Source organism: Planctopirus hydrillae, assembly GCF_001707835.1.
In the GTDB taxonomy this organism is placed as follows: Bacteria; Planctomycetota; Planctomycetia; order Planctomycetales; family Planctomycetaceae; genus Planctopirus; species Planctopirus hydrillae.
The window spans coordinates 138965-162966 of the sequence record NZ_LYDR01000150.1; the positions used below are offsets into that span (position 1 = coordinate 138965).

The 24002-nt window shown below is 53.1% G+C and carries 18 protein-coding genes; 7 read left to right on the forward strand and 11 right to left on the reverse strand.

Annotated features, from left to right (window positions below; all coding sequences use genetic code 11):
* The first annotated feature begins 36 nt into the window (after positions 1-36).
* The 5 genes from A6X21_RS18310 (at position 37) to A6X21_RS18335 (ending at position 8157) form a co-directional block, all read left to right on the forward strand.
* On the forward strand, positions 37-3102 hold the full coding sequence (locus A6X21_RS18310) for a VWA domain-containing protein (RefSeq protein ID WP_068850811.1): 3066 nt from the start codon (positions 37-39) through the stop codon (positions 3100-3102).
* Positions 3103-3543: 441 nt separating this feature from the next.
* Positions 3544-4260 (forward strand): class I SAM-dependent methyltransferase, encoded by a 717-nt coding sequence (locus tag A6X21_RS18315; RefSeq protein ID WP_068850959.1) that lies wholly within the window; start codon positions 3544-3546, stop codon positions 4258-4260.
* 57 nt (positions 4261-4317) lie between these two features.
* Positions 4318-4755 (forward strand): hypothetical protein, encoded by a 438-nt coding sequence (locus A6X21_RS18320; protein ID WP_131818429.1) that lies wholly within the window; start codon positions 4318-4320, stop codon positions 4753-4755.
* A gap of 51 nt (positions 4756-4806) precedes the next feature.
* Entirely contained in the window at positions 4807-6570 is a 1764-nt protein-coding gene (locus A6X21_RS18325; protein ID WP_068850817.1) for a serine/threonine-protein kinase, read from the forward strand.
* Positions 6571-6771: 201 nt separating this feature from the next.
* A complete protein-coding gene (locus tag A6X21_RS18335; protein ID WP_165603857.1) occupies positions 6772-8157 on the forward strand; it encodes a sulfatase family protein in 1386 nt (461 codons plus the stop codon).
* Between the two features lie 31 nt (positions 8158-8188).
* On the opposite strand, the gene A6X21_RS18340 is transcribed toward A6X21_RS18335, so the two are convergent.
* Positions 8189-9598: a COG1361 family protein gene (locus A6X21_RS18340; protein WP_068850826.1), complete on the reverse strand. Its 1410-nt coding sequence runs from the start codon at positions 9596-9598 to the stop codon at positions 8189-8191.
* A gap of 65 nt (positions 9599-9663) precedes the next feature.
* Between A6X21_RS18340 and A6X21_RS18345 the strand changes: the two genes are divergently transcribed.
* Together A6X21_RS18345 and A6X21_RS18350 are read left to right on the forward strand one after the other, a co-directional pair.
* The gene (locus A6X21_RS18345; protein WP_068850829.1) at positions 9664-9933 is read left to right on the forward strand and encodes a hypothetical protein; all 270 of its coding nucleotides are present in this window, start codon (positions 9664-9666) and stop codon (positions 9931-9933) included.
* A gap of 582 nt (positions 9934-10515) precedes the next feature.
* Entirely contained in the window at positions 10516-12444 is a 1929-nt protein-coding gene (locus tag A6X21_RS18350) for a GTPase domain-containing protein (protein ID WP_068850831.1), read from the forward strand.
* Between the two features lie 141 nt (positions 12445-12585).
* Here A6X21_RS18350 and A6X21_RS18355 read toward each other — a convergent pair whose 3' ends face one another.
* The 10 genes from A6X21_RS18355 to coxB form a co-directional block, all read right to left on the reverse strand.
* Positions 12586-13533, reverse strand: coding sequence for a DUF1559 domain-containing protein (locus tag A6X21_RS18355; RefSeq protein WP_068850834.1), 948 nt, complete (start codon positions 13531-13533; stop codon positions 12586-12588).
* A gap of 123 nt (positions 13534-13656) precedes the next feature.
* On the reverse strand, positions 13657-14169 hold the full coding sequence (locus tag A6X21_RS18360) for a hypothetical protein (protein WP_068850837.1): 513 nt from the start codon (positions 14167-14169) through the stop codon (positions 13657-13659).
* A gap of 474 nt (positions 14170-14643) precedes the next feature.
* Positions 14644-15576, reverse strand: a complete 933-nt coding sequence (metF, locus tag A6X21_RS18370; RefSeq protein ID WP_068850843.1) for a methylenetetrahydrofolate reductase [NAD(P)H] — start codon at positions 15574-15576, stop codon at positions 14644-14646.
* A gap of 5 nt (positions 15577-15581) precedes the next feature.
* The gene (locus A6X21_RS18375) at positions 15582-16817 is read right to left on the reverse strand and encodes an LL-diaminopimelate aminotransferase (RefSeq protein ID WP_068850846.1); all 1236 of its coding nucleotides are present in this window, start codon (positions 16815-16817) and stop codon (positions 15582-15584) included.
* A 223-nt stretch (positions 16818-17040) separates the two neighbouring features.
* On the reverse strand, positions 17041-18642 hold the full coding sequence (locus A6X21_RS18380) for a glucose-6-phosphate isomerase (RefSeq protein ID WP_068850849.1): 1602 nt from the start codon (positions 18640-18642) through the stop codon (positions 17041-17043).
* 178 nt (positions 18643-18820) lie between these two features.
* Positions 18821-19384: a cytochrome c oxidase subunit 3 gene (locus A6X21_RS18385; RefSeq protein ID WP_068850852.1), complete on the reverse strand. Its 564-nt coding sequence runs from the start codon at positions 19382-19384 to the stop codon at positions 18821-18823.
* A 208-nt stretch (positions 19385-19592) separates the two neighbouring features.
* Positions 19593-20033: a cytochrome C oxidase subunit IV family protein gene (locus A6X21_RS18390; protein WP_068850855.1), complete on the reverse strand. Its 441-nt coding sequence runs from the start codon at positions 20031-20033 to the stop codon at positions 19593-19595.
* 93 nt (positions 20034-20126) lie between these two features.
* Complete coding sequence (locus A6X21_RS18395; RefSeq protein ID WP_083233710.1) at positions 20127-21038, reverse strand: cytochrome c oxidase subunit 3; 912 nt, start codon at positions 21036-21038, stop codon at positions 20127-20129.
* A 96-nt stretch (positions 21039-21134) separates the two neighbouring features.
* A complete protein-coding gene (gene ctaD, locus A6X21_RS18400) occupies positions 21135-22829 on the reverse strand; it encodes a cytochrome c oxidase subunit I (RefSeq protein ID WP_083233711.1) in 1695 nt (564 codons plus the stop codon).
* A 73-nt stretch (positions 22830-22902) separates the two neighbouring features.
* The gene (gene coxB, locus A6X21_RS18405; RefSeq protein WP_068850858.1) at positions 22903-23895 is read right to left on the reverse strand and encodes a cytochrome c oxidase subunit II; all 993 of its coding nucleotides are present in this window, start codon (positions 23893-23895) and stop codon (positions 22903-22905) included.
* Between the last annotated feature and the right edge of the window lie 107 nt (positions 23896-24002).

A 24002-nucleotide genomic window follows, 5' to 3' on the forward strand; every position in this document is an offset into this window, starting at 1 on the left:
GTGTTTTTTCTTGAGTGGTCAAGATTTTTCTAAGTGATGTGGCAACAAGCACAGTACCTGCTGATGCGACTTTTTCCACCGGCTCGCAAGCCAGTGACGCCCTGGACTGTTGCGCCATTACTTATTTCGATGGCCTTGACCGTGGGCATTGCCTTCTGGCTGGAGGCCAGCCGGGTGTTGCTGTTGACCCGGCCTTGGTCACTCACGCTGGTGCTCTTGAGTGTGTGGGTCTGGTGGCTCCACATGGCGGGGATGCCGGGCTTACCCTGGCTAAGGTCCTGGATGGCACTGTGGGTTCGTCTGGCAATGGTCGGAGTTCTGGCATTTCTGCTGGCTGAACCCCGCGCTGTTCGTGAGAACGACCGACAATCGCTGATGTATGTGCTGGATACTTCCGATTCGATCGGCCGCTCCGCCAAGGATCAGGTGCTGCGCTATATTGCAGAAACTGTAACGAAAAAACCGGCTCGCGATGAAGCCGGGCTGGCTGTCTTCGGGCGTAATGCGGCTGTGGAATTACCGCCTCGTACCACGTTTCTGGCTGAGGCACTCAATACTGATATTCGTGGTGATGCCACCAATATCGAGCAGGCACTTTCCCTTTCAAGTGCCATGCTTCCAGATGATCAGGCGGGGAAGATTGTCCTGTTTTCCGATGGATCTCAGACTGAAGGGAGCCTCGACCGGATTCTCGATGAACTGAAATCCCGCAAGATTTCTGTCGATGTGGTGCCTATTGAATATGACTATGAACATGAGGTCTGGGTCGAGCGAATCGATCTTCCGACCAACGTCAAGATCGGCGAGACCTATGAAGCCGCAGTGATCGTCTCGGCCTTGTCGGCTGGTCAGGGCAAGCTGGTTGTGCGTGAGAACGGCCAGCCGATTGTGGAAGAAACGATTTCATATCGCGAAGGGAAGACACGCCTGGCAGTCCCGCTCGCCTTACGCCGGCCCGGATACTACGAATATACCGCCACCATTGAACCCGAGGCAGAAGCCGACAGCCTGGCGCAAAACAACATGGCCATGGGTGGGATTGTCGTCGAAGGGGAAGGGAAAATCCTCGTTGTTTACGATCCTGCGGGGAATCCACTCGACTGGGAACCACTGGTCGAATCTCTCAACAAGGCCAAAAAACAGGTCGACGTGATGGCCGGAGTCGACTTTCCGCGAGACCCTTCCTCACTGATTCCTTACGACTCGATTTTGTTTGTGAATGTCCCTGCCAATGAGTTCGATAGTGTTCAATTGCAGGCACTCAAAGACAGTGTTTTCGATTTGGGAACTGGCTTTCTGATGGTCGGTGGGCCAGGGAGCTTTGGCCCCGGGGGATATCATCGAACGGCTGTCGAAGAGATTCTTCCTGTCACAATGGATATCACACAGAAGAAGGTGCTTCCTAAGGGAGCACTGGCAATTATTCTGCATACCTGTGAATTTCCGGAAGGAAACACCTGGGGCAAGCGAATCACCAAGCAGGCCATTAAGGTTCTGGGCGAACAGGATGAAGTGGGCGTCCTGGCCTATGACTACAACGATGGTGAGAAGTGGATTTTTGAGCTTACACCGGCAGGAAAGTATGAAGAGCTGTCACTGCTGATAAACTCGGCTGAGATTGGGGATATGCCCAGTTTCCAGCAGACGATGCAGATGGGAATCGATGGACTCGAAGCGAGCGATGCTTCGTCGAAACACATGATCATCATCTCCGATGGAGATCCTTCACCAGCCTCGCCCGATCTTTTGAAGCGATTCATTGACGCGAAGGTCACCATCAGTACGGTCGCTGTTTTTCCACACGGCGATGTCGATACGCCGACGATGACATCGATCGCACAAATTACTGGCGGGCGTTATTACAAGCCAACCAATCCGAATCAGCTCCCTGCGATCTTCATCAAGGAATCGAAGACACTCCGCCGGTCGATGATTCAGAATCGCGACTTCTTCCCGGAAGTCTCTTCGAGTTCGCCAGTTCTGAAAGGTATCAGTTCATTACCTGAGTTGAAAGGGTATGTGCTCACGACCGCCAAGCCCGATGCCCAGGTGGTGCTCAAGGTTCCGCCCGGGTCCAAAGAGGAAGAGTCTCAACTGGATCCACTTCTGGCGATTCGCCAGCACGGGTTAGGGAAGACGGCGGCTTTCACTTCTGAACTTGGCAAGAACTGGGGAAAAGACTGGGTGGCCTGGGGCAAGTATGAGGATTTCCTCAATCAGCTCACCACGGATATCGCCCGCATCCGCAAAGACACACAACTGCGCTTGAGCACGTATGTCGAAGGAGCGCAGGGTGTGGTCATTGTCGAAGATTTTGCTCCGGAAGAGGGCTTTCTGGAAATCACCGGACGTGTGGGTGGCCCGAATGATCGATCAGAGAGCCTCACTTTCCGGCAGGTAGGGCCGCGTCGCTACCAGGCACTGGTTCCGCTCTGGGGGCAGGGTCGCTATTACGTTTCGGTGGCAGGTTCGGGAACAAAAATCGGAGTGGACGGTCAACCGGCTGAACGGAAGGAATCGACATTTGGCGGTTTTGTGCTGGCTTACTCGCCGGAATATCTGCGGTTTGGATCGAACCGGCAGTTACTCGAAGAGATTGCCCAAAGGACTGGCGGTCGTGTCTTGACGGGCGATCCGCAAAGTGACGAACTCTTCCCCAAAGAGCGCGAGCCACGACAGAGTTCACGCCCGATTTTTGACTGGTTTCTTGTGGCACTGGCCTGTCTTGTCCCTCTCGATGTCGGTTTGAGACGCATTCAGTGGGATTGGTCTGTCGTGGCAGGCTGGTTCAGGCCCCGCCGGGAAGTCACCTCGACAATGTCGACGTTGCTCGATCAGAAAAAGTCCGGTTCGCAGCAGACCGCCACGGAGACCGGCAAACCTGCCTCTGAGGCACTGTCATCGCGGAAAACTCCACCGCAGCGGACACCGGTCATTCGCAAGCCACCGGTGACTCCACCGCCATTACCCCCGGCAAAGACTCCCCCCAACTCGGAAAAAACTCAGACTGAAAAGCCATCACCAGGCGCTGCCAAATCGACCTATGAAAAACTGCTGGAGATCAAGCGACAACAGCAGAAGAAAGACGAGCCACCCGCGTAAGATGAATCGCTCCAGCAAAACTGTTCCATCAGGGGAGTCTTCTCAACCCGTGGGAAATCTTTCCGTCCAGTTGCAGGGATGATGTCTGCAGTTGACACTAGGGAGATGAGATCTTTGGCCAGGTGGTTGATCCTCTGAAGCTGCTCCTTTGATCACAGTTTGAAATGAATCTTGACAATCCTGAAGACATGCTTGCACACAGCCGTAAGTATGGCACACAGTTGTCACTTAAACACAGTCGTCACTTGCACACAGTCATCAACCAAACAGTCACCGCTTGCCAACAGTCACCACATGCCAGATGCCATCGAGCCATGCTGCTCGATAACAAAGCCTGAGAAATCTATGACCACTCCTCCTGCCAATTCATCTGTGAATAGCGCCTCTTCCCACTCCACATCGCCTGTCTCTGCCGCGAGTTCCGGCAGCTTCTGGAGCGATATGAAAATCCTCTGGCACATGATTGTGCGGCAAGGTCGCGGGCAGACACACGAAGAGCGGCTCGAAGATTTTTATAAAGGTCAGGCCTCCGGCTACGACTCTTTCCGCAAAAGATTGCTGCACGGTAAAAAGGATCTGTTCGACCAGTTACCGGCACCTCCCGGTGGTGTGTGGGTCGATCTGGGTGCAGGAACTGGAGAAAACGCCGAGAACTGGGGCGAGCGGCTTCAAGAGTTTTCGAATGTTTACCTGGTCGATCTCTCCAGTTCGTTGCTCAAAGTTGCTCAGGCAAGGATTGAGCAGCGCGGCTGGCAGAACATCAAAGCGATTCATCACGATGCGACAACATTTTTGCCACCAGAAGGCCTGGCCGATGTGGTGACGTTTTCATACTCGCTGACGATGATCCCGGATTGGCATAAGGCGGTGGATCAGGCCATTCGAATGCTGAAGCCGGGGGGTGTGCTGGGAATTGTCGACTTTTACGTCAGCCGTAAATATCCCCCCGAAGGGAATGTGCGTCATGCGTGGTCGACCCGTCACTTCTGGCAGATCTGGTTTGCGACAGACAACGTCTTTCTTTCGGGCGATCACTTGCCCTACCTGCAAAGCCATCTGGAGACAGTCGTCCTCAGCGAGCGGCGTGGCAAAGTCCCTTATATGCCGTTTGTTCGAGCACCGCATTATGTCTACGTTGGTCGTAAGCCATTGGTCTGAATCGTCCCGTCATCAGCAGAGGCAACACGAACAGTCATTTTACCGGGGATCAGGACAATGAACTTCTGGTGGTGGCTGAGAACGCTGGTGCTGGCTGTTACTGCCCTTGTTATGGGAATTGTTGTCACAGCCCTGATGTGGAATCTGGGGATTTATCCCAAAGAGATTTTCTTGCAGTCGACGTCGCCCCGCTGGTACAGGCTCCTGGTGAGTGTGATCTTCCTGGGCCTGATACCTGCCGCTATGGGTGGAATCGTCAGTAGTGCTGGTGCTTCCTGGTTGTTTCGGTGGCGTACCATCACAACAGGCTTGCTCACTGGCGTCTTTGTGGGTGGTCTTTCCAGCTTGTATTCTTATTGGCAAATGGCGTATCAGGCCATGGGAGTCCAAGGTCTCGCCTGGTGGATGCTGGCGCCTTTTGTCTTGCCTGCCATCAGTGGGACGTTAATGGGATTCATTATGCGTTATCGGAATGCTAAACAACGGTTCGCATGACAAATTGAGCTGAAGTAGCAGTAGTTGTGAAATTTCCTAGCGAGTATTGGCATGTCCACAATTCCTTCGCTTTCATCCGATGAAGAAGCTCAACTGGCGGAACTGGCTGATCAACTTGTCCGGCGGTTGCAGGAAGGGGGCTCGGTTGATCTGGAGGTTGTTTGCCGCCAGTATCCGCGTCTGGCAAGCGAATTGAGAATGCTCTGGGGAACAATTCTGATGACGGAGGGCCTGGCGGCCAGTTCTCATGCGAGCTTTGCTGGTGAATCTGGCATTGAAAGCGGCGAAGGGAATTCCCGCACCGTCGAGAGAGTCAGGACTGACTCGACATGGCGACATCTCTGGAACGATACTTCCGATGGAGAGCGAGGTGATGCTCCTCTCCGTCCGCGTGAAGTCGATGACTATGTGCTCCTCGACGAATTGGGCCGGGGTGGTATGGGTGTCGTCTACCGGGCGAGGCAGAAGTCGCTCGACCGGATTGTGGCACTGAAGATGATTCTGCAAGGGCGGTTGGCCTCGAGCATTGATATTGCCCGCTTTCGGTCAGAGGCCGAGTCGGCAGCCCGGCTCGATCATCCGCATATTGTCCCGGTCTATGAAGTGGGGACGTTCGAAAATCGACCTTACTTCAGCATGAAGCTGATAGAAGGTACAACGCTCGCCAGGCGGATTATCGATGGCCCGATCCCGAATCGTGAAGCCGCCGAGATCATGCTCCCTATCTGCCGCGCGATTGGTGATGCTCATCGACGAGGTGTTCTGCATCGCGATTTGAAGCCTTCGAATATCCTTATTGAAGTCGATGGGACACCTTATGTGAGTGACTTTGGGCTGGCCAAAAGATTCTCAATGGAAAGTGACGATCCCAAAGCGCCGGCCACATTGACGCAGAGTGGTGCCATTTTGGGAACGCCCGGGTACATGGCTCCCGAGCAGGCTGCCGGCCAGCGTGGTGAAGTCAGCACTTTGACGGATGTGTACAGTCTGGGGGCCGTTCTTTATGCGCTCCTCACGGGGAGGCCGCCATTTCAGGCTTCTTCACCTGTCGATACGATTCTGCTGGTGCTGGAGCAGGACCCGGTACCGCCGCGAATGCTGAACCCGAAGGCTGATTCCGATCTGGAGATGATTGCCCTCAAATGCCTGCAGAAGCCGGCCGATCTGCGGTATGCCACTCCCGATGCGATGGCAGATGATCTTGAGGCCTACCTGCATAATGAACCGATTGCAGCGAGGTCTTCGCATTTCACACAGGTGATTACCCGCGCGTTTCGGGAGACACATCATGCCCAGGTGCTGGAGAACTGGGGCCTGTTATGGATGTGGCACAGCTTTGTGGTGTTGCAATTGTGCCTGATCACGAACTTGATGCACTGGCAAGGGGTGGTTTCGCGATTGCCTTATGTTGCTTTGTGGTCGGTGGGAGTGGGAATCTGGGCCTTTATCTTCTGGGAGTTGCGCCGACGTTCCGGGCCAATCACGTTTGTCGAGCGGCAGATTGCCCATGTCTGGGCGGCAAGTACCATCTGCAGTACGCTGCTGTTCTTCATCGAATGGATGATGAACCTCCCAGTGCTGACCCTTTCACCGGTGCTGGCACTTCTGGCAGGTGCGGTCTTTCTGATTAAAGCCGGAGTGCTTTCGGGCAAGTTCTATGTGCAGGCACTGGTGCTTTACGCCACCGCCTTTGTGATGGCGGGTATGAAGGCCTGGACAGACTGGGATCTTGACTTAACAATTTACGGCATCGTCGTCGCCTGGAGCTTCTTCGCCCCAGGTCTGAAGTATTACCGCCAGCGGCATGCGGTTTAATTGCCTGACGATCGACCTGATGTTTGTGCCGATCGGTCCGTACCGCAAATTGCTGTGTGATTTGTCTATCCAATTGATACACAACCACATTGGTTGTAGTTTTTTCTGTGATCAGGCGTTGATTCTCAACCGCCATGTTTCATGGAACAAACCAGGGCCGCTTAAAAAGACTGCAGAGAACTGATGAGAAGATCTTCCATTATGAGACTGTGGTTGGTGCTGATTCTGGCGTTTCAACTCACCAGTCAACTGGCTTTGGCTCAAAGGGCTTCAACAGAAACATCCAGGGAACGTCGCCCCAATATCTTATTGATACTCTCTGATGACTGCGGACATGCCGAGTTTTCGATTCAAGGTCATCCCCGTTACAAGACCCCGCATATTGATTCGATTGGTAAGAACGGTGTCCATTTTCGACAGGGATATGTCTCTGGATGTGTCTGCAGTCCATCGCGAGCAGGGTTGTTGACCGGACGGTACCAACAGCGATTTGGGCATGAGTTCAATATTCCGCCAGCCTATAGCGAGACGAACGGGCTCCCACGATCAGAAACTTTGCTCCCTCAGCTTCTCAAGGAAGTTGGCTATCGAACGATTGCACTCGGGAAATGGCACCTGGGCTATGCACCACAGTTTCATCCCATGGAACGGGGCTTTACCGATTACTACGGATTTCTGCAGGGATCGCGAAGCTATTTCCCTCTCAAGAAACCAACTCGTTTGAATCAGATGCTGCGCGATCGGGCTGCGATCCCTGAGGAGAAATTCGACTACATGACAGATCATCTGGCCGATGAGGCCATTGCCTACATCAAACAATCGCAGTCTCAACCGTGGATGATCTATCTGGCATTCAATGCGACTCATAGCCCCAACGATGCCACGGCAGCCGATTTGAAGGCGGCTGACGGCAACAAGATTTATGCGATGACCATCGCTCTCGATCGCGCTGTTGGCAAAGTTCTCGATGCCCTGAAGGAGTGTAACCTGTCGAAGGATACCCTGGTGATCTTTATCAACGATAATGGCGGAGCAGGTGGGCACGACAATGGTGCGCTGCATGGGAAAAAAGGCTCAACCTGGGAAGGAGGAACAAGAATTCCTTTTCTCGTTCAATACCCTGCGAAGATCCCTCCTGGTCAAGTGATCGATGAACCTGTGATTGCTCTCGATCTGTTCCCGACCATCCTCGAAGTGGCTGGTGTTGGCGATGAGGAACTGAAGAAGTGCCAGTTTGATCGTCAGAAGCTGGATGGCATCAGCCTGATTCCAAGAATGACTGGCAAAACCCAACGTCTGGTCGATCGACCGCTGTATTGGAAGTCTGGAAAACGATGGGCAATTCGACACGGAAACTTGAAAGCGGTCGCGGGTAACGAAGATCAGGGTGATCAGGCCGGGTTGTTTGATCTCTTCAGCGATCCTTACGAGCAGCAAGACCTGTCTGCGACACACTCCCAGCAACTTCACCAGCTTGAAGCCCTGTATCACCAATGGGAATCCACTCTCGAAAAACCCCGCTGGGGCTCATCACCTGGGAAGAAAAGCGGCAGTGGTACAGACGATCGTTCTACCGATAATCCTTGAACCGCGGAGTCTCTCGAACAGGCAGTTCTCCTTACTGAGAGCCTGCGTGAATCGCGAGTTGTTCTTCCACTTCCAGATCGGGCAGGACCGATCCTGCAGGTTGATTGAGCACTGCACGAGCATTGGAGTAGAGCCGGCCGATCAGCGTGCCAGTCCCTGCCGATTGCGGGATCAATTCCAATCCAATCACGGCAGCCTCTCCTGCATCGACAGTGGCAGAAGGGGAGAGCAGCAATTCACCAGCTTTTGATCGCACCTGCCAGTTCCTGCCGGCTTTCGGATCGGTCACACTGGCCAGCTTCCAACCTGCTGGGAGTTGCATCCCGACGACGGGCTGACAGGGATCAAACCCGTGATTGCGAACCACAACGATCACCGAACGCTGGCTTTCGACCGATGAAGGTTCCTGACGATCCAGAATATCAAGAGTGACAGGCAATCGGTCATCCGCGAGCGTGACAGGATGATCAAGTTGATCCAGTGGAATGTCATTGCGACTGAGAGTTGCCCGCAAACAGCTTTCCTGAGATGGACGACGGCCTGTGAATTCCATCGGCAACCAGGCAACTTCACCTGGTTGGAGAACTTCAATCTGCCATTCGATCAGTCCCGGTTCGACCGCTGTTGCCGCCCCAAGACGAGTCGCTTCCAGGGCGTCGTCAAAAGCGAGTCGGACGGCCACTTTCGAAATGGGTTGTGAAGTCACATTTTTGACGCGAATGGTACTTCCCAATGGAGAATTGATCTGGCGATGATGGCTGGCCACCAGCTCAAATTCGAGATGACGGGGAATAATCCGCACTGTACTGGAAACTTCATCAAGAGACTGTTGACCCGCCATCACCCGGCAACGAACGACATGATCTCCGAGAGTTTTCGCCGTCATCGGAATGGCGATTTCTCTCGACTCCCCAAAAGCCAATTGATTGACAGGGATGTGAAAACTTCGACTGTTTTGAGAAGTCAGTCGGCGTTCTGGCAGATGATGATGATCTGCTTCCTGATGGCCAAGAGGTAAGGCCGATGTTGATTCCAATTCCAGAGTCAGACCTGTGGCTGCAGCCACGCCCGTGTTTCGCACCTGCACGAGTAAAGTCCCCTGACTCCCCAGTTGACCGACAACGGGCTGTACTTGCAGCGCCGCCTGGGGAAAAGCCAACTCAGGATTTGCTGGCTCTTGGGACTCAGACGAAGGCTTGCCAAAAGGTGACAGTGATCCAGCAGGTCGGGAATTCGCCCTGGGATCAAGTTCCTGCATCGACTTGGGTGTCAACGTTGCTCCGGCTGCTGCCGGTTGACTGGGCAGATCTCGATTGGAAGATTGGCCTGGCCCCAGTAATCCCGCCGAGCCCGGCGTGTTTCTTCGATCAGCAGGCGGATGATCGTAGGCCCCCGATGGAGTGTTGCCCGGCCCATAGGATTTTTGTGGATAGCCACCCATTTGATAGCCACCTGGTTGACGTGAATTTGCTCCCGGGGAGTACTGATTGAAGGGCGGCTGGTTTGATGATCTTTCCACCGGAGGGGGTTGGATCTGATACAGACCCCGTTGAGGTGCTGTGGGATTCCCCTGCGGAGGCATTGCAGGGGCAGACTGTCGGTAAGGCCACGCTTGATAAGAATATCCTGCTGCTGGAGGTCGAGCAGGAGAGTTACCTCTCGACTGGCCAGATCCGTATTGCGCTGCATGATGTGGGCCAGCACCTGTGGCAGGAGGACCCATTTCATATTGAGCCAGACTGGTATTCGACAGCCCGAGACAAACCAGCGGCGTGACAAGTCCCCAGAGAGTCTGCCTGTGCAGGAATCGCTGATGGACAAGGGATTGGAGTTCCATCATCGCTTGCTGAATGAGTGATGTCAGAAACTCGTCGTATGGCATAGCCTCACCGATTCCTCAATCGATTGATCATCCGAATCTCATGAGCAGGGACGAGACAGAACCAATCACTGCTCATTGGAACTCAAAACCAAAGACAGCGTGATACGAAACCGAAAGAAGTATCTGCGTACCTGATCACATTCAAAAATTTAACCTCAGAAGTGACGCCTCATGAGAAAGACTTGAAACAACCTGATGAATTCTCAAAGAGACTTTTCATTGACTGACCAACACGCGAACAAGGCAAGCTGATCCCAAAAGGCAAAGCTTGCGGGCTGGGGAAGCTTTCCTGAGGTGGCGGAGGTGCCTCACCGTCAGTGTCCTTGCGAGGCTTGTTCGACAGGTGTACGAGAAGATGACAACTTGGAATTGAGCGGAGAATGGTTCAGAATCGAGTCTCTGGGGAAGATCTAATGACTGGGGAGAAGCTGCCTCCCATCAGAAACGATTAACAGGCATCGATTTCCGGGATCGACATGGGTTTGGAACTTCAACCGTTGAGCGAGAAGCTGAGAGTCTTTGCGATTCAACTGGAAACAGTTGCAGAAGCCGCTCGCGAACGGCTGGAAACTGACGACCAGTATCAGCAATCGGAATGGTATGGATTACTGAGCAACAAGCTGTTGCCACAATTGACTGGCGAACCATTTCTGGTGGTGTCGATTGTTGGAGGGACGAATACCGGCAAAACCACCATCTTTAATCATCTGGCAGGTGAAGCGATTGGCGAGGCCAATCCTCATGCGGGATTTACGCGTTATCCGGTTTGTCTGGTGCCGACTGATTTTGCGAAGTCGGCTTCATTGCACGCTATCTTCCCGGGCTTTCAGGTCGCAGCACTTCCTGAGAATCGGATGGTGCAACAAGAGCGGCTGACAGGCAGTACCTTCCCGTCCAACCCAGAGCGGTTCAGCGATGCGGACAATCTGCTGTTCACCACGATTGGCGATCATCTTCCCGCGAATCTTCTGCTGCTCGATACGCCCGATATCGACAGCGTGGTGACGGAGAATCTGCTTCGAGCTTCGATGATCTGCCAGGCCAGCGATGTCTTGATTGGTGTGCTGACCGATCAGAAGTACAACGACGCAGCCGTCAAAATGTTTTTTCGAGAAGCAGCTCGCCAGAAGAAAAGCGTGATTGTGGTCTTCAGCAAGCTCGACTGGCCTGATCCTGAGAAGACCTGGGAGCAATGGCTGAAAACCTTTGTCGCCGAGACAGAAGTGAATCCTCTGGCTGTCTTTGCAGTGCCGCGCGATAGTTCGAAAGAGAAGCGGCAGTTGCGCGAACTGAAGCTGGAGTTTATCCCACTTGCCGGCGAACTTTCCGAGCGGGCGATGAGCCACGGGCATGAGATTGAAGCCGGTCGAAGTGAAAGTAATCAACTGGTTCGTCTTTTAAGCGATTTGCACTTCAGTGAACTGAAGCTGCGAGCGACGCGCGGGGCTCTGGAGAGTGTGGTGCTGGGGAGCAGCCAGTGGCTGGCGGGGTTTCGCAATAAAGCCGAATCACTGCGGGAGCTGGCCTCAATTCTGGAAAACTCTTTAAATGGACAGCGATTGAATTGGCCGGCAGCTCCCAGGCCGATCGTCATCGAGACCCTGTGGAAGATCTGGTCTCAGGAGCGGGCTCCTCTGATTCAAAGGATTCATTGGGGTTACGGTAAAGTGGGCGAAGTACTGCTCGCACCCGCCAAATGGCTGACGTCATCCTCGGCTAAACCTGCCTCGCCGGTGGAACAATATCGAAGAGACGAATGGCAGGTGATGTCGCTGGCGACAGCCAGGTTGTTTGAAGAAATGGATCGAGCGACCACGCTGGTTTCCGAACGGGCAGAACTCAAGGAATTCCAGCATCGACTCAAAGCGGTCCTTTCGAGCACAGGCCGCGAGAAAGTGCTGAAGGAATTGCAGGAATCGCATCAGCAATGTGACCTGCATCAGGAGATTCAAGAGCTGGTTGAGAGAGACTTTCATGCGTTTTTAGCAGCACAGCCCGGCTTGAAGCTGACTTTGCAGGTGTTAGATCAGGTCGCTGCTTTTGGCCGCGTGGGAGTGACCTTTGCTTCGATCATGTTTGTTCCCGGATTGGTGGATGTCGCCACACAGGGAGTGATGCATCTGACAGTGGATGCTGCGGCCACGGCGGGGGTAGCGGGTGGCGCGGATGTCGCGGCCCGATTTGTCTCTGGTCAGTCGATCGAACAGCTTCAACGATGGCTGCTGCAGGTCGATCAAAAATTTGTGGAACGACGAATTCGCTGGTATGAAGCAGCATTGGCGAAAACTGAACTGGGCCAGCTCAACGAGCGACTGGGGCAAGCGAGCCAATTGGCTCATGCCAAGCCATGGATCGACTTTTCACAGACGATTGCCAGTCTCGATGAGCTGTTACATCGTCTGTAGTCTGGCCCACGATTTTTGTCGCGATCAGCACTCGATCCACGAGAATAAAGCCGACACTCAATGGCGGCGCAAAAGCCTTAACTTCTTCTCGGAAGCAAGGCTCTTACGCCACCTGAACATGAGATGCTTGTGGCATGTGAATTAGAAATCACCCAGTGATTGACCATCGGCCATGGTGCTGAGATTGCGCCAGGTATTCAGGTCGATGTTTTCACTGACAAAGCGGGCTGAACCATCCCCCAGAAGCACATGAACACCACCCGTATGTCGGCTGCGAGCAGAGAACATGATGGGATTGGCAGTATCGTTGGCAGCACAGGGAAGCTGAATAGCGGAGTTTGTGGCTACGCAAAAACCCGCCGCCAGTCGATCGGGTACAGTCGTGTTGGGGGGATTGTGAGCTGTAAATCCGACGAATGGCACATACCAGATCAATCCGCGAAGATCGGAACCATTCTGGCCCTGGCGAATTTCGGCAACCAGCATCACGTTGGTTGTACCATCGGTAATTTCTGACATTTTGGTGGTCTTGCAGTTTTTGGATCCTGCATTGGCGCGATTGGCATCTGTCGTCGTGTTGAAGGGTGCCGCCATGTAGGTCACACCGTTAAAGGGAGATAAACGAGTGGTGGTCGTGTTTCCCAGGTTGACGGCATAATTGTAATTGGGAACGTTGTTCCAGGTTCTTGAAGCCGAATCGCTCGGACAAAGGAAGACTGGATACGTGACCCGGAGAATGTTCACATTATTCCCGGCGGCGTACTGGATATTCTGATCCCAGCTGTTGTAGACAGGTGCGAGATCAATGTAGGGCATAATGGCCCGCATCCAGACATGGCCGCTCTGGTTCTGATCGGTGATCGCGTTGGCATCGGCTCCATTCCCGCCCATTGGGAACGAGTTGAAGACATCATGATAGTTGTGCATTGCCAGGCCGAGTTGCTTGAGTGAACTGCGGCATTGAGTTCGGCGAGCAGCTTCGCGGGCCTGTTGTACCGCGGGCAGCAGCAGTGCAATCAGGATCGCAATGATCGCAATCACAACGAGAAGCTCGATCAAAGTGAAGCCATAACGAGGATTCTTAGGCATATTTCAACTCACAAAGAAAGGAAGATGGCTTGTGACCTGCTCAGAATTGAAGCGGGTTGCGGCCGTGACAGTGCTAGTCGATCGCATGAGAAAAGGAGCGTGATAGAAGTGAAAGTGAATGGACTACTTCTTATTCGAAGAATTCGCGGGAGGCTTCTCCGTCAGATCAAATGGGAACATGTTGGGGCCATCTGGCTTCACTTCAACAACCAGCTCTGTGCGCCGGTTGTATCGTTCCGGAATCAGTTGTTTGGGTACGGGTTGTTTGCTGACCTGTGACATCGCCTCGACAGGGTCAGAGGAAGTTGGCGTGCTGGTTTCTTCGGAAGCTGTAATCGCAACTGAATATTTCCCCGGGGGTACGCCCTCAGTCGATGAGAGTGCAAACTTGCCGTCGCGGATCGTGGCGCCTGCAGCCGTTCGTTTATCCCCCGGCTGGGTGTCGAAGGGTTCGAAACGAATCGTCCCGGTTTTTAATGGCGAACCTTCCCATTGCACGGTTCCGGCAATTGGCAGCCGACCTAAAGGGTCACCCGATCCGCAACCAGTAATCGAACCCAGGCAGAAAAATGTGACGACAATCGCTGTTCCGAGTGGGCAATAACGCCACGTCGATAAGCCTAATAGGGAGAACATTGTGGTGTGACTCACGTTGCAGAAGGGCAACTGGGAAAAGGATTACAGATATTTGATATCATTATATGGTGATTTGTTTCGATGGAATATGTGCGAGTTCAAATTATTCTTTGAAATACTGAGTAGTAAGACCATTAAGTGCGTTTCAGCACACAAAAACATATTCGTTTCTGGTGTAAACACTTTAAAATAAGGTGCTTATACCAATGTAGTAGAAAGTGTTTTGCACATTTGTATATTTATCAGTTACGAATTTTCTTTGTGAAAATTGTAAGGTACTGAACATAATAAGGTGTGGCTGAAACCCTGAATGTCTGAAGTCTGCCTTCAGTTTGCATCTTTATGCACGTGGTGATTGATTCCTGCGGGTCTTCAGATCTGTTGTGGAATTGCTTCCGCAAAAAAAGCAGCTCCCCGGCAACGTTGATCTGCCGGGGAGCTGCTTCTTGGATGATTCCAGGTTTCAAGCCATGATCAGCTCGTGGTGATCTCCGAATTCTTCAGCCCCAGGGACTGGAGAATCTGGCTGGTGGCGTGGGCTTTATTGAGCACATAAAAGTGCAGGCCCGGGACGCCGTGATCAATCAGATCCTGACATTGCTGCACGGAGTATTCGATCCCGATTTCAAGCTGGGCGGCTTTGTCATCGCGGAGATGGGCGGCTTCCAGTTGTTTGAGAAGTTCAGCAGGAACTTTCGTGCCGCTGATTTCGACAATACGCTTCACCCGGGAATACTCAGTGATCGGCATGACCCCAGGAATGATCGGTGCATCAATGCCCTGTTTGAGGCACATTTCCCAGTAGCGGTAGAAAGTGTCATTGTCGTAAAACAGTTGCGTGAAAACGGCATGACCACCAGCGGTGATCTTTTCTTTCAGAAAGCCGATATCCGCTTCCAGCGAGGCGGCTTCGGGATGTTTTTCAGGATAGCCGGCCACTCCAATTCCCATCTCGGGAAACTCTTTTCGAATGAGTTCCACAAGCTGGCGGGCGTGGCTGAATCCTCCTTTGACAGCCTTGAATTCGGTCTCGCCTTGAGGAACATCTCCACGCAAAGCCATGATGTTCCGCACGCCCAGTTGCCAGGCCTGACCGAGCCAGTCAATCAGTTCGTCGCTGTTGCTTCCCACACACGTAAAGTGGGCCGTGGGTGCCACGCCCACCCGATCGATAATCTCACGGCACCAGTCGAGTGTTCGGCTGCGAGTCGAACCACCAGCTCCGTACGTACACGAAACGAAGGCTGGGTTGTAGGTCGAAAATTCCTGCAATGCGTGCCTGAGCGCAGCATCACCTTCTGCTGTTTTAGGCGGAAAAATCTCGATCGACAGGGCAAACTGTCCGCTGGCATATAAAGAACGTAGATTGGTCGACGGCAGAGCGTTTGGAGTCGTCAAAACGGTCATCCTGGCTATCCTTGCACAAACTTATTGACGCGTTCAATCGCTTCCAGCACATTGGCCCGGCTGTTAAAGGCACTTAAGCGGAAGTAACCTTCACCGGAGGCACCAAATCCAGAGCCCGGCGTACCAACCAGATGGGCCTTCGACAACAATTGATCGAAGAAGTCCCAACTGCTGAGTCCATTCGGTGTCTTCAACCAGACGTAAGGGGCATTCACACCCCCATAGACTGTCAGCCCGGCCTGCTTCAGACCAGCGCACATGAGACGGGCATTCTCGAGATAGAACTCGACAAGCTGCCGCACCTGCGATTGTCCTTCAGGAGTATAGACAGCTTCGGCACCTCGCTGCACGATGTACGAGACACCATTGAATTTTGTGGTGTGGCGGCGATTCCAAAGGCCGTGAAGTTCCACCTTTTCACCAGTCGATGTGCGGGCCGTTAAACCTTTGGGAACGACGGTAAAGGCACAACGGGTTCCTGTGAAACCGGCCGTCTTACTGAAGCTGCGAAACTCGATGGCACATTCGCGAGCTCCTTCGATCTCGTAGATCGAGTGGGGCACATCGGCTTCGGTGATAAATGCCTCATAAGCGGCATCAAAGAAAATTATGGCTTCGTTCTTGCGGGCGTAATCGACCCACTTCTCGAGTGCTGATCGCGAAGCCGCCATACCCGTCGGATTATTCGGCGAGCACAGGTAGACAATATCGACCTTCTGCTCAGGAAGGGCCGGTACGAACTGATTGGCCTCAGTCATCGGTAGATAAACCAGACCGGCATAACGACCGCCGGAATCTGCTTCGCCTGTATGACCTGCCATGACGTTGGTATCGACATAGACCGGATAAACAGGATCAGTCACGGCGATGACATTCGACTTGCCAAGAATGTCGAGAATGTTGCCCGTATCACACTTCGAGCCATCAGAAACAAAAATTTCGTCGGCCTGAACCTGGGCACCACGCGATTGAAAGTCGTGCCTGGCAATCGCTTCTCTCAGGAAGTCGAAGCCTTGTTCGGGGCCGTACCCTCGAAAAGTTTCTCGGCGGGCCATTTCATCAACAGCGGTGTGCATGGCGGAAATACAGGCTGCGGGCAATGGCTCGGTGACATCGCCGATCCCCATGCGAATGACTTTTGCCTGCGGATTCTCCTTGGCGAATTTGGAGACACGACGGCCAATCTCCGGGAACAGGTAACCAGCCTTGAGCTTCAGATAATTGTCGTTGACGTAAGCCATAATCCCGTAATTCTCAATCACTCAATGAGGTTTTCAGTCGCTGGTTCTCAAATGGACTGTCACGATGAGACCGGCATTTAACAGATTTTAGAAGAGTGATGCCCAACATGCACATCACTTTGACTTTGTCACAGGCATGATTCATGGAACATCTTGCACGGCAGGCGGGAGATTATCGGTTGGAAATGACTCATCTGCCTCGCATGACGTTCTTGAAAAAGGCTTACAGTTTACCGAAACGATCCTCAGCAGGGGTTTTCCCTGGATGCCGGACGATTCCTCGTGAAGGATTAGCCGCAAGATGGCGCAGGATGCCATAAATCGATTCGACATCTGAGGCATTCGCCAGCTTGGCCACTTCATCGGCGGTGAGCGAAGCTTTATTTCTGACAACGACTTCGACCGCCTGACTCTGCAGGGCCAGAATCTGGGCAGCAGCTTTCTTGCCCGCTTCGACACCTGGCTGATGATAGGCGTTGATATTCACCAGTTCGGCATACAGGCCTACAGCCCGCTCATACAAAGCGATCAACGCGCCCACTGAGTGCGCATTGACCTCGTTGACAGTAATCGTGATTGAATCACGTCCACTTTCATACAACGCCTTGCGGGTTCCGGCATAGAACCCGTAGAGGTAATCTCCCGAGGTGACACCCGCGTCGACTTCGATCGAATCTCCGTGGCGATCTTTGAGAACCTCAATAAACGTGGCGAAGAAGTTATTCAGGCCATCTCGCAACTGCTGCACGTAAGCGTGCTGATCGGTCGAGCCTTTGTTGCCGTAAACGGCAATTCCTTGATTAACCTTCTGGCCTTTTCGATCGAGTTCTTTGCCCAGAGACTCCATGACGAGCTGCTGCAGATATTTGCTGAAAAGTGCCAGCCGGTCTTTATAGGGGAGGAGCACCATGTCTTTGCTCCCTCGGCCCTGTCCGCAGTGGTACCATGCCATCGCCAGTAGTGCGGCAGGATTTTCTTTGACCTGGGGAACCCGTGTGAGCGAATCCATCTGCCCGGCACCTTCCAGCAGGCCGTCGATATCGAGCCCCTGGAGTGCCGCAGGAACCAGCCCCACAGTGGACATGACAGACGTTCGTCCGCCGACCCAGTCCCACATGGGGAAGGTCTTCAACCAACCTTCGCTTTGGGCCGTCTGATCGAGTTTGCTTCCGGCCTGAGTAATCGCCACGGCCTGAGGGGCGAAGGGAATTCCAGCCGATTGGAAGGCCGCCTGGGCTTCGAGCATCCCATTGCGAGTTTCAGGTGTTCCCCCGGACTTGGAAACGACGACAACCAGTGTGGTCGCCAGTCGGCTGGCCAGTGACGACAGCACGAGATCAATGCCATCAGGATCCGTGTTATCAAAGAAGGACATGTGGAGTTTGTCTTGGCTGCTGGCCAGGGCTGTCGCAATGAATTGCGGCCCCAGAGCTGATCCGCCAATACCAATCAGCAGCACATTGGTAAATTTGCCACCACTGCCACGAATTTCGCCTTCATGCACCGCCTGGCAAAAGGCTTTCACGTCGAAAATGGCCTGGAGAATATCTGCTTCCAATTCGGGAGTCGGAGCCAGTTGCGGGGCACGCAACCAGTAGTGGCCCACCATGCGGCCTTCGTCCTTGTTGGCAATTGACCCTGCTTCAAGCTGCGCCATGGCGCTGAATGCCATGGGGAACATTTCGGCAATCGCCGACTGCTCGGAAGGACTCATCCGCACTCGACTGAGATCGAGCGAGAATCCCAGCTCTTCGTTGCGATACAGTCCAGTACTGTACCTGGCCCACAATTCCGCCTGAGGTGTGATCGACAATTCTGCTGACATCGCCTGTCCCTGCATGTGAACGTGTACCAAGAACATCAAACTGATGGGCACGACAGCAGCTTCAAGATTCGAACCGGTGTGCCACTCGCATTGAAAATGCTAACAGGCAGAAACGGAAATCAGTAGAGCGCACGTTTCTGAAAAACTCGCTCTCCCGCATGGAAGCATGACGAGGCGATCAGGTGGTCATGAGAAACATGATCAGCATGGCAATCCACACCGCATCAAGAAAATGCCAATAAACAGCCGTCATTTTCACACTGCTGTAATATTCGTGATCGAAGCGTCCTTTGAGGCTGTAATAGATCACACCGTACAGCACGCCCAGACCCGCGACAAAATGGACGGCATGCAGCAGGATGAGCAGGAAGAGAAACCCCCAGATGCGGGTTTCTTTCAGTACCTGCCAGTGAATTTCAAGCAATTGCCAGAGGCTGATCGTTTGTGAGATGAGGAAGAGAGTGCCCATAACCCCAGCGAGGATGAGCCACTGCCGAAATGGTTTCTGCCTCTCGCGTTTGACGGCTGAAAGTGCTTTCTGAATCGAAACACTTCCTGCCAGCAGAAACGCAGTCGAGATCCACAGCCCGATGGGAAAATCGCCAGAATCGGTGGCAGTTTCAGGCAGGCGATTGCGAACGATCACAAATGCCGCGATCCCACTGATAAAGAAGATTGCCAGAGAGGCAATCATCAGGTAGACACCAATCTCTACCTGCACTATGACACGTCGGGCAGGCATGGCAGGCTCTCAACCCTTTCGGCTGATCATGAATTCGTGATCGTCACCGCTTGAACAATGAACAGACAATTTCTGTTGCCATAGATTCTATAACTGGAAGCCACCGTCGTCCTGCGATCCGCCAATGGCACTTACCATCAAATCGAAGAGCCCATGACCATGACCAGCCACAGGCTCTTTCCTTGAACGAGAATAATGCCCGACTGACTTATTTGGCCTTATCGAGCATTTCCACATAAGTGCGGGCAGCAATGTTGGGATAATACTCCATCGAGTCAAAGACGAGCAGACCGATGAAGAGGGCCACAAAGACCAGTGAGAAAGTACAGATCAACACGTTCAGGGGTTTATCGTGCCGCATGTGCATGAAGTAAACTGCCACGAGAAGTGCCTTGATGGTGGCAATCCCCATCGAGACAAAGATTTCCGCTGTCCCCAGGGCCACTCCCGAGAGTGCCACTGTGAGGGCAGTCAGAGCAATCAGCGAAGCGAAGACGGCAAACAGAATCCACAGCGGCATGATGTGCGAGTAACTGGGCACACCTGGATAATGCCCATGCCCATCATGAACGTGGCTATCATGCCCGTGTCCACCATGCGAGTGCCCGTCATGTCCGTGTCCTGTATGGTCCATCGTTGCAGCTGTCATCACAAAACCTTCCAGGAGAACCGACGTAGAAACTTCAATACCATCGCGCGATCGACTCTTGTTGAACCGCACGTCACGGAAGCAATGTGGTCGTTAGTGAATCAGGTAAAGGAGTGGGAACAAATAGATCCAGATCAGGTCGACCAGGTGCCAGTAAAGCCCCACATATTCCACCGGCCCGAAATATAGGGGGGTGAAGTGCCCTTTGATCGAACGCACGAGAATCCAGGAAATGGCGGCAATCCCCGCGATAATGTGAATCCCGTGCAGGCCGGTGAGACAGTAGTAAATACTGAAAAAGAGGCCTGCATTGGGCGGCACTTTGACAGAATCGACCATGGCCTGTTCAGCCGCCGTCAGTCCATTTTTATTGACTTCTTCATGAGCGTGGTCGCCCGCTTTAGCATCATGGCCATGTGACGTATCAGCCGCATGATCATCGTGAGCTCCAGCAGAATGCCCGGCAGAGCCATGCGATTGAGCATCATGAATCATGTGAGCCGCGTGGAGGAGTGCCTCAGGGGTCGGAGCGAAGTACCGGGCAGGAAAAAGACCTTCGCGGAACTTGGTGGTGTATTCGACATACTTGATGCCCATGAAGACAAAGGCACAGGCAATTGTCACGACAAGCATCGAGATTAGAACCTGACGCTGTCCTAACTGAGCAGCCCGTACTGCCAGAGCCATGGTCAGACTGCTCACCAAGAGCACGACCGTGTTGATGGCTCCCAGTTCCTTATTCAGGAACAGGTGGCCGAAGGCGAAGAGCTCTGGATAGAGCACCCGGTAGACCACATAGGCACAGAAGAGACCGCTGAAAAACAGGACTTCGGTCACGAGGAACAGCCAGATTCCAAGCTTACCAGCATCGAACTGCTGCTCGTAGGACTCGAAGTGGTGAGCCAGATGTGGTTGATGACCATGTCCATGATCATGCCCGTCACCAGAGTGAGCATGATGCTCTCCCGGTGCTGTTACAGGGGACACAACGTCTGCTGTCGACATGAATTCATCTCTCCCGGACACACAAAGGCAAACTTCAGATTCTTTGCAGATTCACCGCCAATCTGCGAGCAACATCGCTACTCGCAGATCAAACGACTAATGATCTTTCGAAGGGACGTAGCTGGGGTTTTTCACATACCCATGCTCGCTGTCGCTCCACTTCACAGACTCGACGGCATAAGGATCACCCACTTCTGGCGTCGTGGCAAAGTTATCATGAGGAGGTGGCGAAGAGCACTGCCATTCCAGAGTCGCAGAACCCCAGGGATTGGCAGGAGCCTTCGGTCCAGTCCACAATGATTTCACGAGAATGCCGACGGCAGCCACCAGTGCAACACCCAGCACGAAAGCACCGATCGTCGAAAGCTGATGATAGAACTCATACTCCGGCAGATAATCGGCATAACGGCGAGGCATCCCGCGAGCACCCATCACGAACTGTGGGAAAAACGTGAGATTGAACCCGATGAAGACACCAATAGCGGCCATCTGGCTGCTGAATTCGTCGTACATCCGGCCTGTCATCTTCGGCCACCAGTAAGTCAAACCACCCAGGAAGGCAATCAACGTGCCACCCATCATCACGTAGTGGAAGTGAGCCACGACGAAGTAGGTGTCATGCAGGTGAATATCGACCGAAAGTGCACCCAGGAACAATCCGGTGAGACCACCGATACTGAACAGGAAGATAAAAGAAAGAGCGTAAACCATTGGTGTCGCAAAGCTGATCGAACCCTTGTACATCGTGGCCAGCCAGTTAAAGACCTTGATGGCTGATGGGATCGAAACACTGAACGTCAGGAAGCTGAACATGGTCGCGGAAACGGCGGACTGACCACTGGTAAACATGTGGTGTCCCCACACCAGGAAGCCCAACAGAGCAATCGCGATCGAGCTGTAGGCGATGAAACGATAGCCGAAAATATGCTTGCGGCTGAAGGTCGAGATCAGTTCGCTGATCACACCCATCGCCGGCAGAATCATGATGTAAACGGCAGGATGCGAATAGAACCAGAAGAAGTGCTGGAAGAGGACTGGATCACCACCCAATTCCGGCTGGAAAATTCCAATGCCGACAGCACGTTCTGCGATGAGCAGCAGCAGCGTGATTCCCAGCACTGGGGTCGCCAGGACCTGAATGATCGCGGTGGCGTAAGTGGCCCAGAGGAAGAGCGGCATGCGGAACCAGGTCATGCCTGGTGGACGCATCGTGTGAATGGTGACGATGAAGTTAAGACCGGTAAAGATCGAACTGAATCCCAGAATGAAAACGCCTGTGGTGGCCAGAATCACGCTGGTATTTGTTGTTGTACTGTAGGGGGTGTAGAAGGTCCATCCGGTGTCGAGCCCGCCGAAAATGATGGCTGCTACCAGATAAATCGCTCCAAAGATCCAGAGATAGAAGCTGCCCAGATTCATGCGCGGGAAGGCGACATCTTTGGCACCGAGCATGATCGGTAGGACAAAATTTCCCTGAGCGGCTGGAATGCCGGGGATGATGAACAGGAAGGTCATCACAGCACCGTGCAGCGTGAACATGTGGTTATACATGTCCGGGCTGAGGAACTGTTGACCGGGAAAGAACAATTCCGATCGCAGGAGCAGAGCCATGACCCCGCCGACGAAAAAGGCACCGAGTGTGGCAAAGAGATACATCACTCCGATGCGCTTATGATCGAGAGTAAAAGCCCAGCTCTTCCAACCTCTGGTGAAGGTCAGATAGTTATCGACCACGGGCTCAGCACCAGGGCTGCCGCCGGTCAAACTTGGATTCTCAACTATGGTGGCCACGAATGCCCTCCTGACTGACTCAGACTTTGATGATGTCTTTTGCTGTGTGATCTGCGATAAAAACGATGAACGATTACTTGGAACTGCTGTTCTTGAGTGACTTGATGTAGGCAATCAAACCCTCGATCTGCTTTTCACGCAACTGCCCTTTGTAAGAAGGCATCTGGGGATTGTAGCCGGCAGCAATCTTGGCCATCGGTTCGAGAATCGATTCTCGAATGTAATTCTCATCCACGGTGATCTTTTCACCCGTTGTGATGTCATGTGTGGTGCCGAACAGACCCAGGAAACTCGGGCCAACTTTCTTGCTGCCATCAATCGAATGGCACTGCATACAGCCTGATTTGGTGAAAGTAATTTTGCCCAATTCGGCTGGATCCATGTTATCCATGGTCTCCTGAATTTCGGCGAGCTTCTTTTCGACACCCCCCCCCTCGTAAACGAAAACCTTGCGGTTCATGCCCGAATGTTCTCTACCGCAGTATTCAGTGCAGAACAGGACATTCTCACCGGTTTTTGTCGGCTGGAACCAGAGCTTGTTATATCGACCCGGGACCACGTCCATCTTGGCGCGGAAAGCGGGAATGTAGAGGCTGTGAATCACATCATCCGAGGTCATTGTCAGTACTGTCGGTTGATCGATGGGCAGATGCAGGTCGGAATCTTGCAGCCCGCCGGGATAGGTGAAGTTCCACGCCCATTTTTTCGCGTTGACCTGGACTTCGTAGGCGTTTTCCGGAGGCGTCCGCATATCAACGAAGCCCACGAAGCCCCAGCCAAAGATCACAAAGATGAGAGCCGTCGGAATGAGTGACCAGGTCGCTTCCAGGGCCGTGTTATGGCTGGCGGACGGGACGACCACTTCCGTGGTGCCGACGCGGCGGTACTTGAGTGCGAAGTAAACACCCAGGCCCACAATCAATACGAAAAAGAAGACACTGAGCCAGAAAATGAACATGAAGAGGCCATCGACCTCTGGTGCAAAGGTCGAGTTTGGCTCAGGCAGCCAATAGCTGCTGGTCAGTTGTGCCGGCACGAAAGAAACAGCGAACTTCGACAACCACATAACCCACACTCCACAGCATCCAATGACATCCTGAACCGGTCATTGATTCAAGATGAATTGCTTTTCGATCAACTGCCGCCGCCAACCATCGACTTTATTTTGAAAAC

Excerpts from the sequence above, each read along its gene's own strand:
- A6X21_RS18355 (WP_068850834.1), bottom strand. The coding sequence starts at position 13,533 with ATGCCTAAGAATCCTCGTTATGGCTTCACTTTGATCGAGCTTCTCGTT.
- A6X21_RS18340 (WP_068850826.1), bottom strand. The coding sequence starts at position 9,598 with ATGGGTGGCTATCCACAAAAATCCTATGGGCCGGGCAACACTCCATCG.
- coxB (WP_068850858.1), bottom strand. The coding sequence starts at position 23,895 with ATGTGGTTGTCGAAGTTCGCTGTTTCTTTCGTGCCGGCACAACTGACC.
- A6X21_RS18320 (WP_131818429.1), top strand. The coding sequence starts at position 4,318 with ATGAACTTCTGGTGGTGGCTGAGAACGCTGGTGCTGGCTGTTACTGCC.
- A6X21_RS18325 (WP_068850817.1), top strand. The coding sequence starts at position 4,807 with ATGTCCACAATTCCTTCGCTTTCATCCGATGAAGAAGCTCAACTGGCG.
- A6X21_RS18390 (WP_068850855.1), bottom strand. The coding sequence starts at position 20,033 with ATGACAGCTGCAACGATGGACCATACAGGACACGGACATGACGGGCAC.
- A6X21_RS18350 (WP_068850831.1), top strand. The coding sequence starts at position 10,516 with ATGGGTTTGGAACTTCAACCGTTGAGCGAGAAGCTGAGAGTCTTTGCG.
- A6X21_RS18380 (WP_068850849.1), bottom strand. The coding sequence starts at position 18,642 with ATGTCAGCAGAATTGTCGATCACACCTCAGGCGGAATTGTGGGCCAGG.
- A6X21_RS18385 (WP_068850852.1), bottom strand. The coding sequence starts at position 19,384 with ATGCCTGCCCGACGTGTCATAGTGCAGGTAGAGATTGGTGTCTACCTG.
- A6X21_RS18345 (WP_068850829.1), top strand. The coding sequence starts at position 9,664 with ATGATCTTTCCACCGGAGGGGGTTGGATCTGATACAGACCCCGTTGAG.
- metF (WP_068850843.1), bottom strand. The coding sequence starts at position 15,576 with ATGACCGTTTTGACGACTCCAAACGCTCTGCCGTCGACCAATCTACGT.
- A6X21_RS18335 (WP_165603857.1), top strand. The coding sequence starts at position 6,772 with ATGAGACTGTGGTTGGTGCTGATTCTGGCGTTTCAACTCACCAGTCAA.
- A6X21_RS18395 (WP_083233710.1), bottom strand. The coding sequence starts at position 21,038 with ATGTCGACAGCAGACGTTGTGTCCCCTGTAACAGCACCGGGAGAGCAT.
- A6X21_RS18360 (WP_068850837.1), bottom strand. The coding sequence starts at position 14,169 with ATGTTCTCCCTATTAGGCTTATCGACGTGGCGTTATTGCCCACTCGGA.
- A6X21_RS18310 (WP_068850811.1), top strand. The coding sequence starts at position 37 with ATGTGGCAACAAGCACAGTACCTGCTGATGCGACTTTTTCCACCGGCT.
- A6X21_RS18315 (WP_068850959.1), top strand. The coding sequence starts at position 3,544 with ATGAAAATCCTCTGGCACATGATTGTGCGGCAAGGTCGCGGGCAGACA.
- A6X21_RS18375 (WP_068850846.1), bottom strand. The coding sequence starts at position 16,817 with ATGGCTTACGTCAACGACAATTATCTGAAGCTCAAGGCTGGTTACCTG.